Annotated in this window: 13 protein-coding genes; 8 read left to right on the forward strand and 5 right to left on the reverse strand. The window is 69.5% G+C overall.

The window, feature by feature from the left end:
• The 7 genes from VJR25_RS11855 to VJR25_RS11885 all read left to right on the forward strand — a co-directional run.
• The coding region (locus tag VJR25_RS11855) for an aldehyde dehydrogenase family protein (RefSeq protein ID WP_324115239.1) at nucleotides 1-835 on the forward strand (835 nt) is incomplete at its 5' end.
• Nucleotides 836-952: 117 nt separating this feature from the next.
• Complete coding sequence (gene iolB / locus VJR25_RS11860; RefSeq protein ID WP_324115241.1) at nucleotides 953-1,861, forward strand: 5-deoxy-glucuronate isomerase; 909 nt, start codon at nucleotides 953-955, stop codon at nucleotides 1,859-1,861.
• Nucleotides 1,858-3,768 carry a 3D-(3,5/4)-trihydroxycyclohexane-1,2-dione acylhydrolase (decyclizing) gene (gene iolD, locus VJR25_RS11865; protein WP_324115244.1) on the forward strand — a complete coding sequence of 637 codons (1,911 nt, stop codon included), beginning with the start codon at nucleotides 1,858-1,860 and terminating at the stop codon, nucleotides 3,766-3,768. Before iolB ends, iolD begins: the two co-directional genes overlap by 4 nt.
• A 111-nt stretch (nucleotides 3,769-3,879) precedes the next feature.
• Nucleotides 3,880-4,800, forward strand: coding sequence for a sugar phosphate isomerase/epimerase (locus VJR25_RS11870; RefSeq protein ID WP_324115247.1), 921 nt, complete (start codon nucleotides 3,880-3,882; stop codon nucleotides 4,798-4,800).
• A 97-nt stretch (nucleotides 4,801-4,897) separates the two neighbouring features.
• Nucleotides 4,898-5,917, forward strand: coding sequence for a Gfo/Idh/MocA family oxidoreductase (locus VJR25_RS11875; protein ID WP_324115249.1), 1,020 nt, complete (start codon nucleotides 4,898-4,900; stop codon nucleotides 5,915-5,917).
• 131 nt (nucleotides 5,918-6,048) lie between these two features.
• Nucleotides 6,049-6,927, forward strand: coding sequence for a sugar phosphate isomerase/epimerase family protein (locus tag VJR25_RS11880; RefSeq protein ID WP_324115251.1), 879 nt, complete (start codon nucleotides 6,049-6,051; stop codon nucleotides 6,925-6,927).
• Nucleotides 6,924-8,087, forward strand: coding sequence for a Gfo/Idh/MocA family oxidoreductase (locus VJR25_RS11885; protein ID WP_324115253.1), 1,164 nt, complete (start codon nucleotides 6,924-6,926; stop codon nucleotides 8,085-8,087). The genes VJR25_RS11880 and VJR25_RS11885 overlap by 4 nt, the downstream gene beginning before the upstream one ends.
• Nucleotides 8,088-8,512: 425 nt before the next feature.
• Here VJR25_RS11885 and VJR25_RS11890 read toward each other — a convergent pair whose 3' ends face one another.
• Together VJR25_RS11890 and VJR25_RS11895 are read right to left on the reverse strand one after the other, a co-directional pair.
• Entirely contained in the window at nucleotides 8,513-9,529 is a 1,017-nt protein-coding gene (locus VJR25_RS11890; RefSeq protein WP_324115256.1) for a sugar phosphate isomerase/epimerase, read from the reverse strand.
• On the reverse strand, nucleotides 9,526-10,731 hold the full coding sequence (locus tag VJR25_RS11895; RefSeq protein ID WP_324115258.1) for a Gfo/Idh/MocA family oxidoreductase: 1,206 nt from the start codon (nucleotides 10,729-10,731) through the stop codon (nucleotides 9,526-9,528). Before VJR25_RS11895 ends, VJR25_RS11890 begins: the two co-directional genes overlap by 4 nt.
• 129 nt (nucleotides 10,732-10,860) lie before the next feature.
• Between VJR25_RS11895 and VJR25_RS11900 the strand changes: the two genes are divergently transcribed.
• Nucleotides 10,861-11,844: a LacI family DNA-binding transcriptional regulator gene (locus tag VJR25_RS11900; RefSeq protein WP_324115260.1), complete on the forward strand. Its 984-nt coding sequence runs from the start codon at nucleotides 10,861-10,863 to the stop codon at nucleotides 11,842-11,844.
• Nucleotides 11,845-11,895: 51 nt separating this feature from the next.
• Here VJR25_RS11900 and VJR25_RS11905 read toward each other — a convergent pair whose 3' ends face one another.
• From VJR25_RS11905 to VJR25_RS11915, 3 genes are all read right to left on the reverse strand, one after another.
• Complete coding sequence (locus VJR25_RS11905; RefSeq protein ID WP_324115261.1) at nucleotides 11,896-12,768, reverse strand: ATP-binding cassette domain-containing protein; 873 nt, start codon at nucleotides 12,766-12,768, stop codon at nucleotides 11,896-11,898.
• 5 nt (nucleotides 12,769-12,773) lie between these two features.
• A complete protein-coding gene (locus VJR25_RS11910; protein WP_324115263.1) occupies nucleotides 12,774-13,850 on the reverse strand; it encodes an ABC transporter permease in 1,077 nt (358 codons plus the stop codon).
• A 70-nt stretch (nucleotides 13,851-13,920) separates the two neighbouring features.
• A complete protein-coding gene (locus VJR25_RS11915; RefSeq protein ID WP_324115265.1) occupies nucleotides 13,921-14,916 on the reverse strand; it encodes a substrate-binding domain-containing protein in 996 nt (331 codons plus the stop codon).
• Between the last annotated feature and the right edge of the window lie 166 nt (nucleotides 14,917-15,082).

The raw sequence follows: 15,082 nt of genomic DNA on the forward strand, positions 1-15,082 counted from the left end.
GTTCGTGGGTTCGACCCCGATCGCGCAGTACATCTACGAGACGGCGGCCAAGACGGGCAAGCGGGTGCAAGCCCTGGGCGGCGCCAAGAACCACATGCTGGTGCTGCCGGACGCCGACCTGGACCTCGCCGCCGACCAGGCGATCAACGCCGGGTACGGCGCCGCCGGAGAGCGGTGCATGGCCATCTCGGTGGTGCTCGCCGTGGAGCCGGTCGCCGACGACCTGGTCGCGAAGATCCAGGAGCGCATCGCCAAGCTGCGCATCGGAAACGGGTCCGCCGACCCCGAGCCCGACATGGGGCCGCTCATCACAGGAGTGCACCGCGACAAGGTGGCCTCGTACGTGGACATCGCGGAGGCCGACGGTGCCGAACTCGTCGTGGACGGCCGCGGATTCACCGTCGACGGTCACGAGGACGGCTTCTTCTTCGGACCCACCCTGCTGGACAAGGTCCCCACTTCGTCGGCCGCCTACCAGGAGGAGATCTTCGGCCCGGTGCTCTCGATCGTGCGCGTCCAGTCCTATGACGAGGGTCTGGAGCTCATCAACTCGGGGCGGTTCGGCAACGGCACGGCGATCTTCACGAATGACGGGGGAGCTGCCCGGCGCTTCCAGAACGAGGTGGAGGTGGGCATGATCGGTGTCAACGTGCCGATCCCGGTGCCGGTGGCCTACCACTCGTTCGGTGGGTGGAAGGCCTCTCTGTTCGGCGACGCGAAGGCGTACGGAACCCACGGGTTCGACTTCTTCACGCGCGAGAAGGCGATCACCAGCCGTTGGCTCGACCCCGCCAAGCACGGCGGCATCAACCTCGGCTTCCCGCAGAACAACTAGACACCCGGTCCTACGCTTCGACAGTCTCAGCGCGCATGCCGCGCCCCGAGCTTCGGGAGCTCAGCGCGCACGTCGCGCCCTGAGGCTGTCGAAGGGCATTCCCCAGGAGCAATCGACATGACGAACGAGTGGTTCTTCCCCCGAGGGGAGCTGACGCGCGACGGGTGGGAGTCCGTCGTCGACGGGAGCATCCCGGGCTGGCAGCACACCGGTCTGCGGGTCGCGCGCCTGCGCGGCGGGGCCGTCGAGCTGCCGGCCGCTGACGTCGAGCGGCTGGTCATCCCGCTCGCGGGTTCGTTCTCGGTCGACCACGACGGCACGACGACCGCACTCGCCGGCCGCCGCAGCGTCTTCGACGGCCCCACCGACGTGCTGTACGTGGGCGCGGGGGCCGCGGTCGCGACCCACGGCGCGGGCGCGGTCGTGGTCGCGGAGGCACCGACGATCGAGCGCAAGCCCAGCCGGCACGTCACCCGCGACGACGTGCCCGTCGAGGTGCGCGGTGCCGGGCGCGACACCCGCCAGGTGCACAACTTCGGCACCCCGGCGGCACTGGATGCGGCATCCTTCATCGTGTGCGAGGTGATCACGCCCGCCGGCAACTGGTCGTCTCATCCGGCGCACAAGCACGACGTCGATGTGCCGGGGCACGAGTCGAATCTCGAGGAGATCTACTACTTCGAGGTCGCCACGCGACGCGGCAGCGCGTCCCCGGCGGAGGCGGACCCCTTCGGTACGTTCGCGACCTACGCCAGCGACGAGCGGCCGATCGAGACCAACGCCCTGGTGCGCACCGGCGACATCGCGCTGGTGCCGTATGGCTACCACGGTCCGGCATCCGCCGCTCCCGAGTACGACCTCTACTACCTCAACGTGATGGCCGGACCCGGCACGGAGCGCGCGTGGCTCATCAGCGACGACCCGCGCCAGGCGTGGCTGCGTGAGGACTGGAAGACCCAGCCGGTCGACGACCGCCTCCCGTACGGCACCCCCTCGCCCGTTTCCACCCAAGGAGCATCCGCATGACGCGCCACATGACCGTGGGCCAGGCCCTCGTCGAGTTCCTCGCGCACCAGTACACCGTCGACGGCGACGTGCGGGAGCGCACGATCCCGGGCATGTTCGGCATCTTCGGGCACGGCAACGTCGCCGGCATCGGCCAGGCGCTCAAGCAGGCGAACGTCAACGACCCGGCGCTGATGCCGTACTACCAGGCGCGCAACGAGCAGGCCATGGTGCACCAGGCCGTGGGGTTCAGCCGCATCCACCGCCGTCGCGCCACCCTCGCCGCAACGGCCTCGGTCGGCCCCGGCGCCGCGAACATGCTCACCGGTGCGGCGCTCGCAACCGCGAACCGGCTGCCTGCGCTGCTGCTGCCGAGCGACACCTTCGCCACCCGGGTCGCCGATCCTGTGCTGCAGCAGTTGGAGCATCCGCATGACCTGGGCGTGCAGGTGACGGATGCCTTCCGCCCGCTCAGCCGCTTCTTCGACCGCGTGCAGCGGCCCGAGCAGCTCTTCTCGATCGCACTCGCCGCGATGCGCGTGCTCACCGACCCCGCCGAGACCGGCGCGGTCACGATCGCCCTCCCGGAGGATGTGCAGGCCGAGGTGATCGCCGTGCCCGAGGAGTTCCTGCAGGACCGCGAGTGGCACATCCGGCGCCCGGTGCCGGAGCGCTGGGCGCTGGATGCCGCGGTGGCCGCGATCGCGGGGGCCGAGCGTCCGTTCATCGTCGCCGGCGGCGGTGTGCTGTACTCCGACGCGGAGGACGAGCTGCGCGCGTTCGTCGAGCGGACCGGCATCCCGGTCGGCACCACGCAGGCCGGCGGCGGCGTGCTCGACTGGGACCACCCGCAGTATCTGGGCGGCGTCGGCGCGACCGGCACCACCGCCGCGAACCGGCTCGCCGCGGAGGCCGACGTCGTGATCGGCATCGGCACCCGGTACAGCGACTTCACCACCGCGAGCCGCACCGCGTTCCAGAACCCCGACGTGCGATTCGTGAACGTCAACGTGGCCTCCTTCGACGCCTACAAGCACGGCACCCAGCTGCCGGTCATCGCCGATGCCCGTGAGACCCTCACGGCGCTCGCCGCCGCATTGCCCGACTACCGCGTACCGGCGGCGCACGCCGAGCGCATCGCGGCCGAGAAGCAAACGTGGGATGCCGCGGTGGATTCCGCACTTGCGCCGACGGACGCCGACCTGCCGGGGCAGCCGGAGATCATCGGCGCCGTGCAGGCTGCATCCGACCCGCGCGACGTCGTGGTGCAGGCGGCCGGGTCGCTGCCCGGGGACCTGCACAAGCTGTGGCGCGTGCGCGACCCGCTCGGCTACCACGTCGAGTACGCGTTCTCGTGCATGGGTTACGAGATCGCGGGCGGCATGGGCGTCAAGCGCGGCCTCGAGGCGCTCGGCGACAACCGCGACGTGATCGTCATGATCGGCGACGGCTCGTACCTGATGCTCCACTCCGAGCTCGCCACCGCCGTCGCGGAGGGCATCAAGATCGTTCTCGTCCTCATCGACAACCGCGGCTACGCGTCGATCGGGCACCTGTCCGAGACCGTCGGCTCGCAGCGCTTCGGTACCCGCTACCGCTACCTCGACCCCGAACACCGCAACTTCGAGACGGGCGACCTGCTCGACGCCGTCGACTTCCCCGTGAACGCGCGCAGCTATGGCCTGCACGTCATCGAGGTCGCCCCGGGCGCGGGAGCCGCAGCGCGGGTGCAGGATGCCGTCGCGGAGGCGAAGGCGCATCCCACGTCGACGCTCGTCTACGTCCCTTCCGATCCGTTCGTGTACGCCCCCGAGGGCGAGGGCTGGTGGGACGTCCCCGTGGCCGCCACCTCCGACCTCGACAGCACCCGGGAGGCCCGGGCCGAATACGAACAGCAGCAGCGCGCCCAGCGCCCCCTGCTCGGCTGACATGCGACCCCCCGCGCTTCGACAGGCTCAGCGCGCCTCCGGGCCCTGAGCCTGTCGAAGGGCAAGAGCCCAGGCCCACACGCCGCATCCTGAACCCCGAAAGAGACCCACATGACCATCGACACCGCCACCGCAGGACTGCGCATCGGCACCGCTCCCGACTCGTGGGGCGTGTGGTTCCCGGAGCATCCGCGGCAGATCCCCTGGCAGCGCTTCCTCGACGAGGTGCAGGCCGCCGGCTACCACTTCATCGAGCTGGGCCCGTACGGGTACCTGCCCACCGACCCCGATCGCCTCTCCGACGAGCTCGCTAAGCGCGACCTGGAGATCTCCGGCGGCACGGTCTTCACCGGCTTCCACAAAGGCGATGACCAGTGGCAGCGCGCGTGGGACCAGGTGCTCCAGGTCGCTACCCTCACCCAGGCGATGGGCGCGGAGCACATCGTCGTCATCCCAGACCTGTGGCGCTCGGACGCCACCGGCGAGGCGCTCGAGGCGCGCACCCTCGACGCCGGCCAGTGGACCCGGCTCGCGGCCGGCCACGATCGGCTCGGCAAAGCACTGCTGGAGGAGTTCGGCCTGAAGCAGCAGTTCCACTCGCATGCCGACAGCCACGTCGGCACGCGGCGCGAGGTGGAGCGTCTGCTGGAGGCCACCGACCCGCGCTACCTCAACCTGTGCCTGGACACCGGCCACTACGCCTACTACGGCGGCGACAGCGTGCAGCTGATCCAGGACCACCCCGACCGCGTCGGGTACCTGCACCTCAAGCAGGTCGACCCGGAGCTGCGGTTCGAGGTGCTCAAGAACGACGTGCCGTTCGCGGATGCCGCCATCGACATCATGGTGGAGCCGCCTGCCGGCATCCCCGACTTCGCCCCGATCATCGAGGCCGTCTCGTCGATCGACCCGGACATCTTCGCGATCGTCGAGCAGGACATGCCGGGCGTCGACATCGACCTGCCCGCCGGCATCGCCACCCGCACCCGCGAGCACATCTTTGGCTGCACGCCCCTGACCCGCACCCGCTGAACATGCGCGCTGAGCCAGTCGGAGCGCAAGACCCGGAGCTTTCGAAGCACCCGGGAATGCCCTTCGACAGGCTCAGGGCACCGAGAAGGAGAACCACATGACCACCACTGCAGAGCTGCGCGTCGGCGTCGTCGGCGCCGGCCAGATGGGCGCGGACCACATCAAGCGCCTCACGCACCGCATCACCGGCGCGCACGTGTCGGCGATCGTCGAGCCGGATGCCGCACGCGCCGCCGCCGCGCAGGAGCTGGCGCCTGGGTCGGTCGCGTTCGGCAGCCTCGAGGAGGCCATCGCCGCCGACGCCCTCGACGCCGTCGTCATCGCGACGCCCGGCAGGTTCCACGAGCCGGTGCTGCTGCCGGCGATCCAGGCCGGTCTTCCGACGCTTTGCGAGAAGCCGCTCACCGAGGACGCGGCATCCTCCTGGCGCGTGCTCGAGGCCGAGATGCAGGGCGGCAGGAAGATCCTGCAGGTCGGGTTCATGCGCCGTTTCGACCCGGAGTACGCGCAGCTGCGCGAGTTCATCGCCGGGAAGGATGCCGGCGAGCTGCTGATGCTGCGCTGCGTGCACCGCAACCCGTCGGTGCTCGACTACTACACGCAGGAGATGCTCATCGCGGACTCGGTGGTGCACGAGTTCGACGTCGTGCCGTGGCTGGTGGGATCGTCGATCCGCTCGGTGCAGGTGCGCCACGGCCGCCGCAACTCCCTGTCGCCGGCCCACCTCGACGAGCCGATCCTCGTGCTCATCGAGCTCGAGAACGGCGTGCTCGCGGACGTCGAGATGAACGTCAGCGTGCAGTTCGGGTACCAGGTCGCGACCGAGGCGGTGTTCGAGAAGGGCATCGCCCGCATCGGCCAGCCAGCCGGCATGCAGGTGTGGGAGGACGGCCGCTTCAGCGTCGGTGAGCACCGCAGTTTCGTCACCCGTTTCGCGCAGGCCTACGACATCGAGGTGCAGGCCTGGGTGGATGCCGCGAAGCAGGACACGATCGCGGGCCCGTCCGCGTGGGACGCCTACCGCGTCTCGGTCGCCGTCGAGGCCGGCGTGCGCGCCCTCCACGAGCCCGGCCCGGTGGAGCTGGACCTCCCCGCCCAGCCCGAGTTCTATAGCTGACATACGCGATGGTCGTCGCGTTTCGTCTCGCTTCGCTCGCTCAACGACCGGTGATGGACATCCCGGCCGTTGAGCGAGGAGCGAAGCGACAAGGCGAAACGCACTGACCCGCCACCCAAGGAGCAACCGACATGGTGAAGATCGCCCTCGACCCGACCCCGTTCCACGACGGGTATGACTTCCTGGACTTCTTCGACCTGGCCGCGCGGGCCGGGTACGAGTGGATTCAGCTGACGCCGCATCCTGACTTCATCCCGTTCTTCTCGCACCCGCGCGTCGACCGGGCGTACCTCGAGACCGTGCGCAAGCGCGCCGCGGATGCCGGCGTCGGCATCTCGTCGCTGCTGCCGGTGCAGCGCTGGTCATGGCCCGACGAGCTTCCCCGGGAGGCGGCGGTGCGCAACTGGAAGCGCATCATCCACATCGCGTCGGAGCTCGAGGTGCCGGTGATCAACACCGAGTTCTCCGGGCGCCCCGAGCGCGCGGAGGAGTCAGAAGCCGGGTTCTACCGGTCGATGGAGGAGCTGCTGCCGGTGATCGAGACGTCCGGCGTGACCGTCAACATCGACCCGCATCCCGACGACTTCGTCGAGGACGGCCAGGAGGCCTGGCGCATCATCCGCGGGCTCGACAGCCCCTCGGTCGGCTTCGTGTACGTCGCCAGCCACACGTTCCACTACGGCGATCGGGCGCAGACCCTGATCCCGGCCCTCGGCACGCGGCTCGGCGCCGTGTACACGGCCGACACGTTCGACCACCGCCGCTCGCACGGTCTGCGGTACATCTCGAACCCGCCCGGCAACGCGGCTCGCATCCACCAGCACCTCCGCATCGGAGACGGCGACGTGGACTGGCAGCAGCTGTTCACGACGCTCGCGGCATCCGGGTTCCTCGACCGGGAGGACGCCATCATCTGCTCGAACGTGTTCGCGGAGGACGAGACCGCCGCCGAGACGTCGGAGTGGCAGCTCGGACGCATCCGGGAGCTCATCGCCGAGGCACGCGGATGACGCGGCTCGGCGTCGGCCTCATCAGCGTCGGCTGGATGGGCCGCGCGCATTCGCGGGCGTACCGGAATGTGCGCGAGCACTTCCCGGAGCTGACCCTGCGGCCGGAGCTCGTCGTCGCTGCCGACCTCGCCGAGCGAGGTCGGGCCGAGGCCGTCGACCTGCTCGGGTACGGCCGGGCGGTGGCCGACTACCGCGAGGTCCTCGCGGACCCCGCCGTCGACGTGGTGTCGATCTGCGCGCCGAACTTCCTGCACCGCGAGATGGCGCTCGCCGCGGCTGAAGCCGGTAAGCCGTTCTGGATCGAGAAGCCGATGGGCCGCGGGCTCGAGGAGAGCTCCGAGATCGCGCAAGCCGCACAGGATGCCGGCATCCTCACCTGCGTCGGCTTCAACTACCGCAACGCTCCCGCGATCGAGGTTGCCCGGCAGCTGGTCGCGGACGGGCGCCTGGGCGCGGTCACGAACGTGCGGGTGTCGTTCCTGGCCGACTATTCGTCCGACCCGGAGGCGCCGCTCATGTGGCGGTTCAACCGTGAGCGGGCGGGGTCGGGCGTGTACGGCGACCTGCTCTCGCACGGCTTCGACCTGGCCTCGTACGTGACCGGGCAGGCCGTGCGCGAGGTGTCGGCGGCACAGGCCACGTACCTCGCGTCGCGGCCCGTGCTGGTCGGCGCGGCCGTCGGGCACAGCGCGATGGGCGGCGACGAGCGCGGTCCGGTCGAGAACGAGGACTACGCCGCGGTCATCGCCCGCCTCGACGGCGGGGCGCTCGCCGTCTTCGAGTCGAGCCGAATCGCGGTCGGCCCGCGCGCCGAGTACGTCATCGACGTCTACGGGACCGGGGGGTCGCTGCGCTGGGACTTCCAGCGGCTGAACGAGCTGCAGGTCGCCTTCCGGTCGGCGCCGCGCGCGGACTACGCCACGTGGTTCATGGGCCCGGGCGACGGCCCGCACGGGCGCTTCCAGCCCGGCGCCGGCACGTCGATGGGCTTCGACGACCTCAAGACCATCGAAGCATCCCTCTTCCTGCGCTCGCTCGAGACCGGCGTCCAGCACGGTCCGTCGGTGGTCGACGGCCTGGCCGCAGCGCGGGTCGCGGACGCCGCCGAACGCTCCGGCGCCTCCGCCCAGTGGGTCCCGGTCCCCGCCTCCGCGCCCTGAGCAGCCCCGCGCCCGTCATTCGGGCCGTGTGAGCAGGAGAGTGAGGGGAGGTCAGCGAGTCGGCCGTCGATGAGCGCGATCTTCTTCGCCCGGCTACAGCCCTGGATCTGCTCCTCGAGCTGGAACGCGTGGGTTGGCGGTCGGTCGCTGCACACCAGACCAGTCGCGCCGGGCGATGCCGGCGGGTGTGTGGTTCGCGCCCCAGTCGTCGTCGTGATTGTGCTGCCATCCGCGGTGCTCGAGGGCGTGCCCGTGCTTCCGGCGTAGAAGCTGCGGTCGCTGCATTCGAGGATGTACACGTACGTCATGTCGGGATCATCGCCCGGAGCCTCCGACATCGCACGCCTCGAGCCTGTCGAAGGGCAGTACCCGAGGCGGGTCTGCGCTTCGACAGGCTCAGCGCGCGGGGGCTCAGCGTACGGGGATCAGGGTGCTGCGAAGGAGGCAGCGAGGGCGGCATCCGCGGCGCGCAGCACCTCGGCCGCCACCGCGACGCCCTCCTCGCGCCCGAGCGAAACGTCCTCGTGCTCGATGTTCACGAGCATGTCGGGGTCGACCTCGTGCAGCGCGCGCAGGAACTCGGTCCAATACTCGACCGGGTGGCCCTTGCCGAGCGCCACGAAGTCCCACGATGAGTCGACGGGCCACTCGTTGGCCCACTCGTCCCCGCCGAGGTTCGTGCGCGGCTCGTCGGACCGGAGCCGCCGGAATCCGTTGTCGAGCACCCCGTTGAGCGCCGCATGCTCGGTGTTCACGCGCACATCCTTCGCGGCCGCGTGGAACACCAGCGGACCCAGGTGCCGAACCACCGCGACCGGGTCCATCTGCTGCCAGAACAGATGCGAGGCATCCAGCTCGACGCCCACGTGCGTGGCGTCTGTGCGCTCCACGAGCTCCTCGACCGTGCGCACGTTGAACACGACGTTCTGCGGGTGGAGCTCCAGCGCTACCTTGACGTCGTGGTCGGCGGCGAACCGGTCCATCTCGCGCCAGAAGTCCGCGGCGAGGGCCAGCTGCTCCTCGACGATCGTCAGCGACGTCGAGTTCCACGCGTTCACGACCCAGTTCGGCCGAGTCGCGCCGGGCTCGCCCCCGGGAAGGCCCGACATCGTGACGACCCGGTGCTGTCCCAGCCGCGACGCGAGCTTGATGCTGCGGCGGACGTCGTTGGCGTGCTTCGGCCCGATGGCGGGGTTCGGATGCAGCGGGTTGCCGTTGCAGTTCAAGCCCGCGATCGACACCCCGGTCCCCTCGAACACGCCGAGAAATTCGTCGCGCGCGGCGTCGCTCGCGAGGATCTCGTCGATGTTCGGCACGTGCACCGGCGGCAGGAACCCGCCCGTGTTGAGTTCGATGCCGGTGAGCCCGTTGTCGGCGATGACCCGCAGCGCATCCGGCAGCGGACGATCGTGCAGGATGGCGTTGTACAGGCCGAGCTTCATGCGGATGCCTCCTCGAGGATCGTGACGGTCGCGCCGCCGGCGAGTGCGGACTGCGCGGCCGCATCCAGCAGTCTCATGTTGCGGAGGGCATCCGCGAAGTCCGCGTTGCGCGGGAGAGAGTCGGATGCGGGGATGCCGGCCACTTCTTCGAGCATGGCGCGGGCCTGGAACACGAAGCCCTCGTTCTGCCCGATCCCGACGCCGGGGGCGTCCATGGGCAGGCCGCCGCGCCAGTACGGGTGGTCCGGCCCGAGCACGATGGTGCGCCATCCCGCGAGGGCGGGGTCGCTGTCGCGCAGGAACAGCTCCACGACGCCGGGGTTGCGGAAATCGAACCGCGCGGCGCCCGCGGAGCCGAACACCTGGACTGCCAGGGAGTTCGGGTGCCCCGCCGCCACCCGCGACACCTGCAGAGTCGCGTTCGCGCCGTTCTCGAGAAGCGCGCTGAAGGTCGCGACGTCGTCGTTCTCGACGCTGTCGAACCGGTCGGTGACGGCGACCTGCCCGCGTCCCGAGACGGCGCCGGCGGGAACCGGGCGCTCGGCGATGAGGGTGTTCAAGATGCCCCCGTGGACTGAGACGATCCGGCTGCCGGCGGCGAACTCGACGAGGTAGCTGAGGTGGCTGCCGACATCCGCCAGAGCGCCGGAGCCGGCAGGTCCCTTGAAGCGCCAGCTGATCGGCACGGCCGGGTCGGCGGCATAGTCGGCCCAGTAGCTCGCGTCGATGTTGTAGATGCGGCCGAGCGTGCCGTCGGCGGCGAGCCTGTTGAGCAGCGCGAACCCGGGGGAGCGGCGGAAGGTCAGTCCGATCCGTGCGATGCCTTTCGCCGCGGCGGCGGCATCCACCATCGCGGCGGCATCCTCGATCGTGTCCGACAGCGGCTTCTCGCAGAGCACGTGCTTGCCCGCGGCCAGCAGCGCTTCGACGATCTCGCGGTGGAGGCGGTTCGCGACGACGACCGAGACCACGTCGATGTCCTCGGCGTCAACGATGGCCTGCCAGGACGTGTCGTGCCGCTCATAGCCGAATCGCTCAGCGGTCTCCTTAGCCGCCGGTTCGTATGCGTCGGCGATCGAGACCAGCCGCACGTTCGGCAGCGCGGCGCTGTAGACGGTGGTCGCGCTGCGGTAGGCGGCGGCGTGCGCCTTGCCGGCCATGCCGGCTCCGATGACGGCGACGCCGATGTCGGTCGTGCTCATGGGTTTCCTTCGAGTGGGGTGGTTCGGGGACAGGATGCCGGATACGCTCGGCTCACACGGTGGAGCGCTCCAACACCTCCACCGTAGACTTGTGCATATGTCCTGTCAATAGGTTTGGAGAGGAGGTCCGTGGCCCGTCCGACGATCTACGACGTGGCCGCCGCGGCGGGCGTCTCGAAGTCGCTCGTGTCGCTCGTGCTGCGCGGCTCGCCACGCGTGAGTGAGGAGTCCCGGCGTGCCGTCGAAGAGGCCGTCCGGCGCCTGGACTACCGACCGAGCCGCGCTGCGAGCTCGCTTGCAGCGGACCGCACGGATGCCGTCGGCCTGCTCATCGACGACTACGCGAATCCGTGGTTCATCGATCTGGTGCGCGGACTGCACGAGGTGCTCGGGCCGGCGGGATACCGGCTGAGCGTGGTCGACGTGGCGACGGTGTCGCCGGCCGAGGATCCGGTGGAGGGACTGCTGTCCAGCCGCGTGGACGGCATCGTCGTGGCGATGGATGTCCCCGGCGCGCTGCGGGGGCCCGGTGCGCCGCCGATCGTCGTCGCGGGGACGCGCGCGCACATCCCCGACGCCGACTCGGTCGCCAACGACGACTGGGCCGGTGCCCGTCTCGCCGTGGAGCACCTGCTGGCCCTCGGCCACTTCCGCATCGCCCACCTGCCCGCGGCGAGCGGGGCCGGTACGGCGCGTGCGGATAGTGCAGCAGCGGTGCTCGCTGCCGCCGGCATCCCGCGCATCGCCGTCACCCCCTCGCCGACGGCGACCGAGGCAGAGGGCTATTGGGCCGCCCTCCACGTGCTGGGGGCCCACCCCGACGTCACCGCGATCTTCGCCTCGAACGACGCGATGGCGATCGGTGCCCTGGGTGCGGCGCGCGAGTTCGGCTACGACGTGCCTGGCCGGCTGTCGGTCGTCGGCTACGACAACTCCGCGCTGGCACGCACGCATCTCGTCGACCTCACGACGATCGACGACCGCAGCGCCGCCGTCGGGCGGGAGACCGGCCGCCTGCTGGCATCCCGCATGCGCGGGTCGGACGCCGCACCGGTGCACCGTACCCTCGAGCCGGCCCTCATCGTGCGCGGCACGACCGCGCCCCCGAAGTGAGCCGCGCGCGCCTGAGCGGGTGCGCGACCGCGAGGCCACGCACCCGACCGGCTATCGCCGCCGCTCGGCCTTCATGTCGGCCTCGAGCGTCTTGATCGCCGACGTCATGCCGCCGAGCTCCTTGAGCTCGTGGCTGAGCTCGGTCAGCTCGTCCCCGCCGGCCATCTGACGGGTCAGCTCGTCGAGTTCCACCTCGTCGCGATGCTTGTCGAGCACCGCCTTGCCGAGCTTGAGGATCACGAAGTGGTCGCCGACCATATATGCGTGGTGCGGGTTGTGCGTGATGAACACCACGCCCAGGCCCGCGTCGCGTGCCGCGGCGACGTACTTCAGCACCACCCCGGACTGCTTCACGCCGAGCGCCGCGGTGGGCTCGTCGAGGATCAGCACCTTGGCGCCGAAGTAGACGGCGCGGGCGATCGCGACGCACTGACGCTGTCCGCCCGACAGGGTGCCGATCGGCTGGTCGATGTCCTTGACGACGACGCCCATCTTGCGCAGCTCGGTGTCGGCGATGTCCTTCATCTCCCGGATCCGCAGACCCGACAGCGGGACCTTGCCGTGGGTCAGCTCGGCGCCGAGGAAGAAGTTGCGCCAGACCTCCATGAGCCCGACCACCGCGAGGTCCTGGTACACGGTCGCGATGCCGGCGGCGAGAGCATCGCGCGGCGAGCTGAACGTCGTGTCGTCGCCACCGACGAGCATTGTTCCCTCGTTGTGGTCGTGCAGGCCCGCCATGATCTTGATAAGCGTCGACTTGCCGGCGCCGTTGTCGCCGAGGACGCATGTGACCTCGCCGGCGTTGACCTTGAGGTTGATGCCGCGCAGCGCTCGGACTGCGCCGTACGTCTTGCCGACGTCGATCATCTGGATCAGCGTCGATCCCTTGCTTGCCGGTTCGGCGGAGTGCAGTGCATCGGACATGGCCGTCATCCCACCTTCCGGGCGGTCGAGAGTTTCTTCACCCACAGGTTCACCAGCACTGCGAGCACGAGCATGACGCCGAGGAACGTGCGGAACCAGTTCGGATCCCAGCCGGCGAAGACGATGCCGAGCGAGGTCATGCCGAAGATGAACGCGCCGATCGCGACGCCGATCGCGTTGCCGTAGCCGCCGGTCATGAGCGTGCCGCCGACGACGGCGGCGATGATGTAGAGGAACTCGTTGCCGACGCCGTTGCCGGCCTGCAGCGTGTTGAACCGGTACAGGGTGTGCATGCCGACGAACCATCCCAGGAACGACACCGTCATGAACAGGCCGATCTTGACGCGCGTGACCGGCACGCCGACCGCGCGGGCGGATGCCGCGTTGCCGCCGACCGCGTAGATCCAGTTGCCGACGCGCGTGCGTTGCAGCACCCAGCCCGAGATCGCGACGAACACGATCCAGAAGATGACGGTATTCCACACGGTCACGCTGCTGACCTGGAACGACCCGGCGAACACGGCTGACATGAAGTCGTAGCCGTCCATCTTCGAGATGTCCGGGCTCGACACCGCGCCCGACACCAGCTTGGTGACGCCCAGGTTGGCGCCCTGAAGCACGAAGAACGAGCCGAGCGTGATGAGGAAGCTCGGGATGCCGGTGCGCATCACGAGGTATCCGTTGAGGAATCCGACCGCGAGGCAGAACACGAGCGACGAGATCGCGCCGATGACGAGATTGATGCCGAGGTAGTAGCTGAAGAGGGCGTTGAACAGGCCGGCGCTCGTCACGATGACGCCGGCGGAGAGGTCGAACTCGCCCCCGATCATGAGCATGCCCACGGCGACGGCGACGATGCCGATCGTCGAGGACTGGTAGAGGACCGTGAAGATGGAGTCCATCGCGCGGAACGACGGTGCGATGACGAGGAAGAAGACCAGGATGACGATGGCAGCCACCGCCGCGCCGAACTCGGGGCGGCCGAGGAGCCGATGCGACCAGCTCAGCGTGACGCGGTTCGACGCTTCCGACGGCGCCCCCGACGGCGCACCCGCCGGTGCCTCTTTGAGCTCCTGACTCATGGCAGCTCTCCTTTTCTGTGAGAGACCGATCGGGCGGGGCCGAACAGCTGACCGGCCCCGCCCGAAGAGGTCAGCGGGTGTTGTTCTTGGCGAACGGGAGGATCGTGTCGATGTTGCCCTTGTCGACGATCGACGGGCCCGTCAGCACCGGGCCGCCACCGCCGATGTCGTTGCCGTTCTTCAGGTAGAGGTACAGCGCCGTCACGGCCATGTAACCCTGGACGTACGGCTGCTGGTCGACGGAGAACTCGATCTTGCCGTCCTTGATGGCCTGCGCAGCATCCGCGTTGAGGTCGAAGGTCACGAGCTTCGCCTTGCTGCTGGCCTGGCTCATGGACTTCAGCGCATCCATCGCAATCGGGGCGCCCAGCGTGACGATCGCGTCGATCGACGGGTCCTGCGTCAGCTTCGCCTGGATGCTGGAAACCACCGAGGAGTCGTCGGCGCCGTTGACCTGCATGTTCTCGGTGCCGGGGTTCTTGGCCTTGACGCCCGCGCAGCGCGCTTCGAGGGCGACCGAGCCGGCCGCCTGGATGACGCACAGCGGATGCTTGATGCCTTCCGACGTGAGACGCTGACCGACGGTCTGGCCGGCAAGGGTCTCGTCGGAGCCGAAGTACATGAGGGCGCCCAGCTGCTTGTACTGGTCGATGCCCGAGTTGAAGCCGACGAGCGGGATGCCGGCGTCTGTCGCCGCTTTCACCGAGCTGGCGAGGGCGTCCGGGGTCACCAGCGTCGTCGCGATGCCGTCCACCTTGGAGTCGACGGCGGTCTGGATGAGCTGCGCCTGCTTGTCGGCCTGCGGGTCGGAGGAGTAGTTGAGCTGGATGCACTCGTTCTTCGCGGCCTGCTGGGCGCCCGCGCGGATCTTGTCCCAGAACGTGTCGCCCGGTGTCTCGTGCGTGATCATCGCGATCTTGTACGTGGTACCGCTGCAGCTGCCGCTGCCGCCCGAGGTCGAAGCGGCCTTCGGGGCGCCGCCGGCGCTGCACGCGGTGAGGGCGAGCGCAAGCGCGGCGGCTGCGGCGCCGATCGCCGTGAGCTTGCGAGGGGAGACCAGGGTCATGTGAGTTCCTTTCGTCGGGGGATGCCACCCCGGATCGGGATGCCGGAGCGGCGGAGGACGATGAGGGGCTCCGGGCCGCATCGCCCGTCTCCAGACCCCATCGTCATGTGACCGTGCCGGTCATTTGAGCTAACAATCTCGCATGATTGGGAGTCTGTCAAGAGAA

The sequence above is a fragment of the Microbacterium sp. genome (genome assembly GCF_035277845.1).
Classification (GTDB): Bacteria; Actinomycetota; Actinomycetes; order Actinomycetales; family Microbacteriaceae; genus Microbacterium.

Coding starts and splice junctions, on each gene's coding strand:
- iolB (WP_324115241.1), top strand. CDS start 953: ATGACGAACGAGTGGTTCTTCCCCCGAGGGGAGCTGACGCGCGACGGG.
- iolD (WP_324115244.1), top strand. CDS start 1,858: ATGACGCGCCACATGACCGTGGGCCAGGCCCTCGTCGAGTTCCTCGCG.
- VJR25_RS11870 (WP_324115247.1), top strand. CDS start 3,880: ATGACCATCGACACCGCCACCGCAGGACTGCGCATCGGCACCGCTCCC.
- VJR25_RS11875 (WP_324115249.1), top strand. CDS start 4,898: ATGACCACCACTGCAGAGCTGCGCGTCGGCGTCGTCGGCGCCGGCCAG.
- VJR25_RS11880 (WP_324115251.1), top strand. CDS start 6,049: ATGGTGAAGATCGCCCTCGACCCGACCCCGTTCCACGACGGGTATGAC.
- VJR25_RS11885 (WP_324115253.1), top strand. CDS start 6,924: ATGACGCGGCTCGGCGTCGGCCTCATCAGCGTCGGCTGGATGGGCCGC.
- VJR25_RS11890 (WP_324115256.1), bottom strand. CDS start 9,529: ATGAAGCTCGGCCTGTACAACGCCATCCTGCACGATCGTCCGCTGCCG.
- VJR25_RS11895 (WP_324115258.1), bottom strand. CDS start 10,731: ATGAGCACGACCGACATCGGCGTCGCCGTCATCGGAGCCGGCATGGCC.
- VJR25_RS11905 (WP_324115261.1), bottom strand. CDS start 12,768: ATGTCCGATGCACTGCACTCCGCCGAACCGGCAAGCAAGGGATCGACG.
- VJR25_RS11910 (WP_324115263.1), bottom strand. CDS start 13,850: ATGAGTCAGGAGCTCAAAGAGGCACCGGCGGGTGCGCCGTCGGGGGCG.
- VJR25_RS11915 (WP_324115265.1), bottom strand. CDS start 14,916: ATGACCCTGGTCTCCCCTCGCAAGCTCACGGCGATCGGCGCCGCAGCC.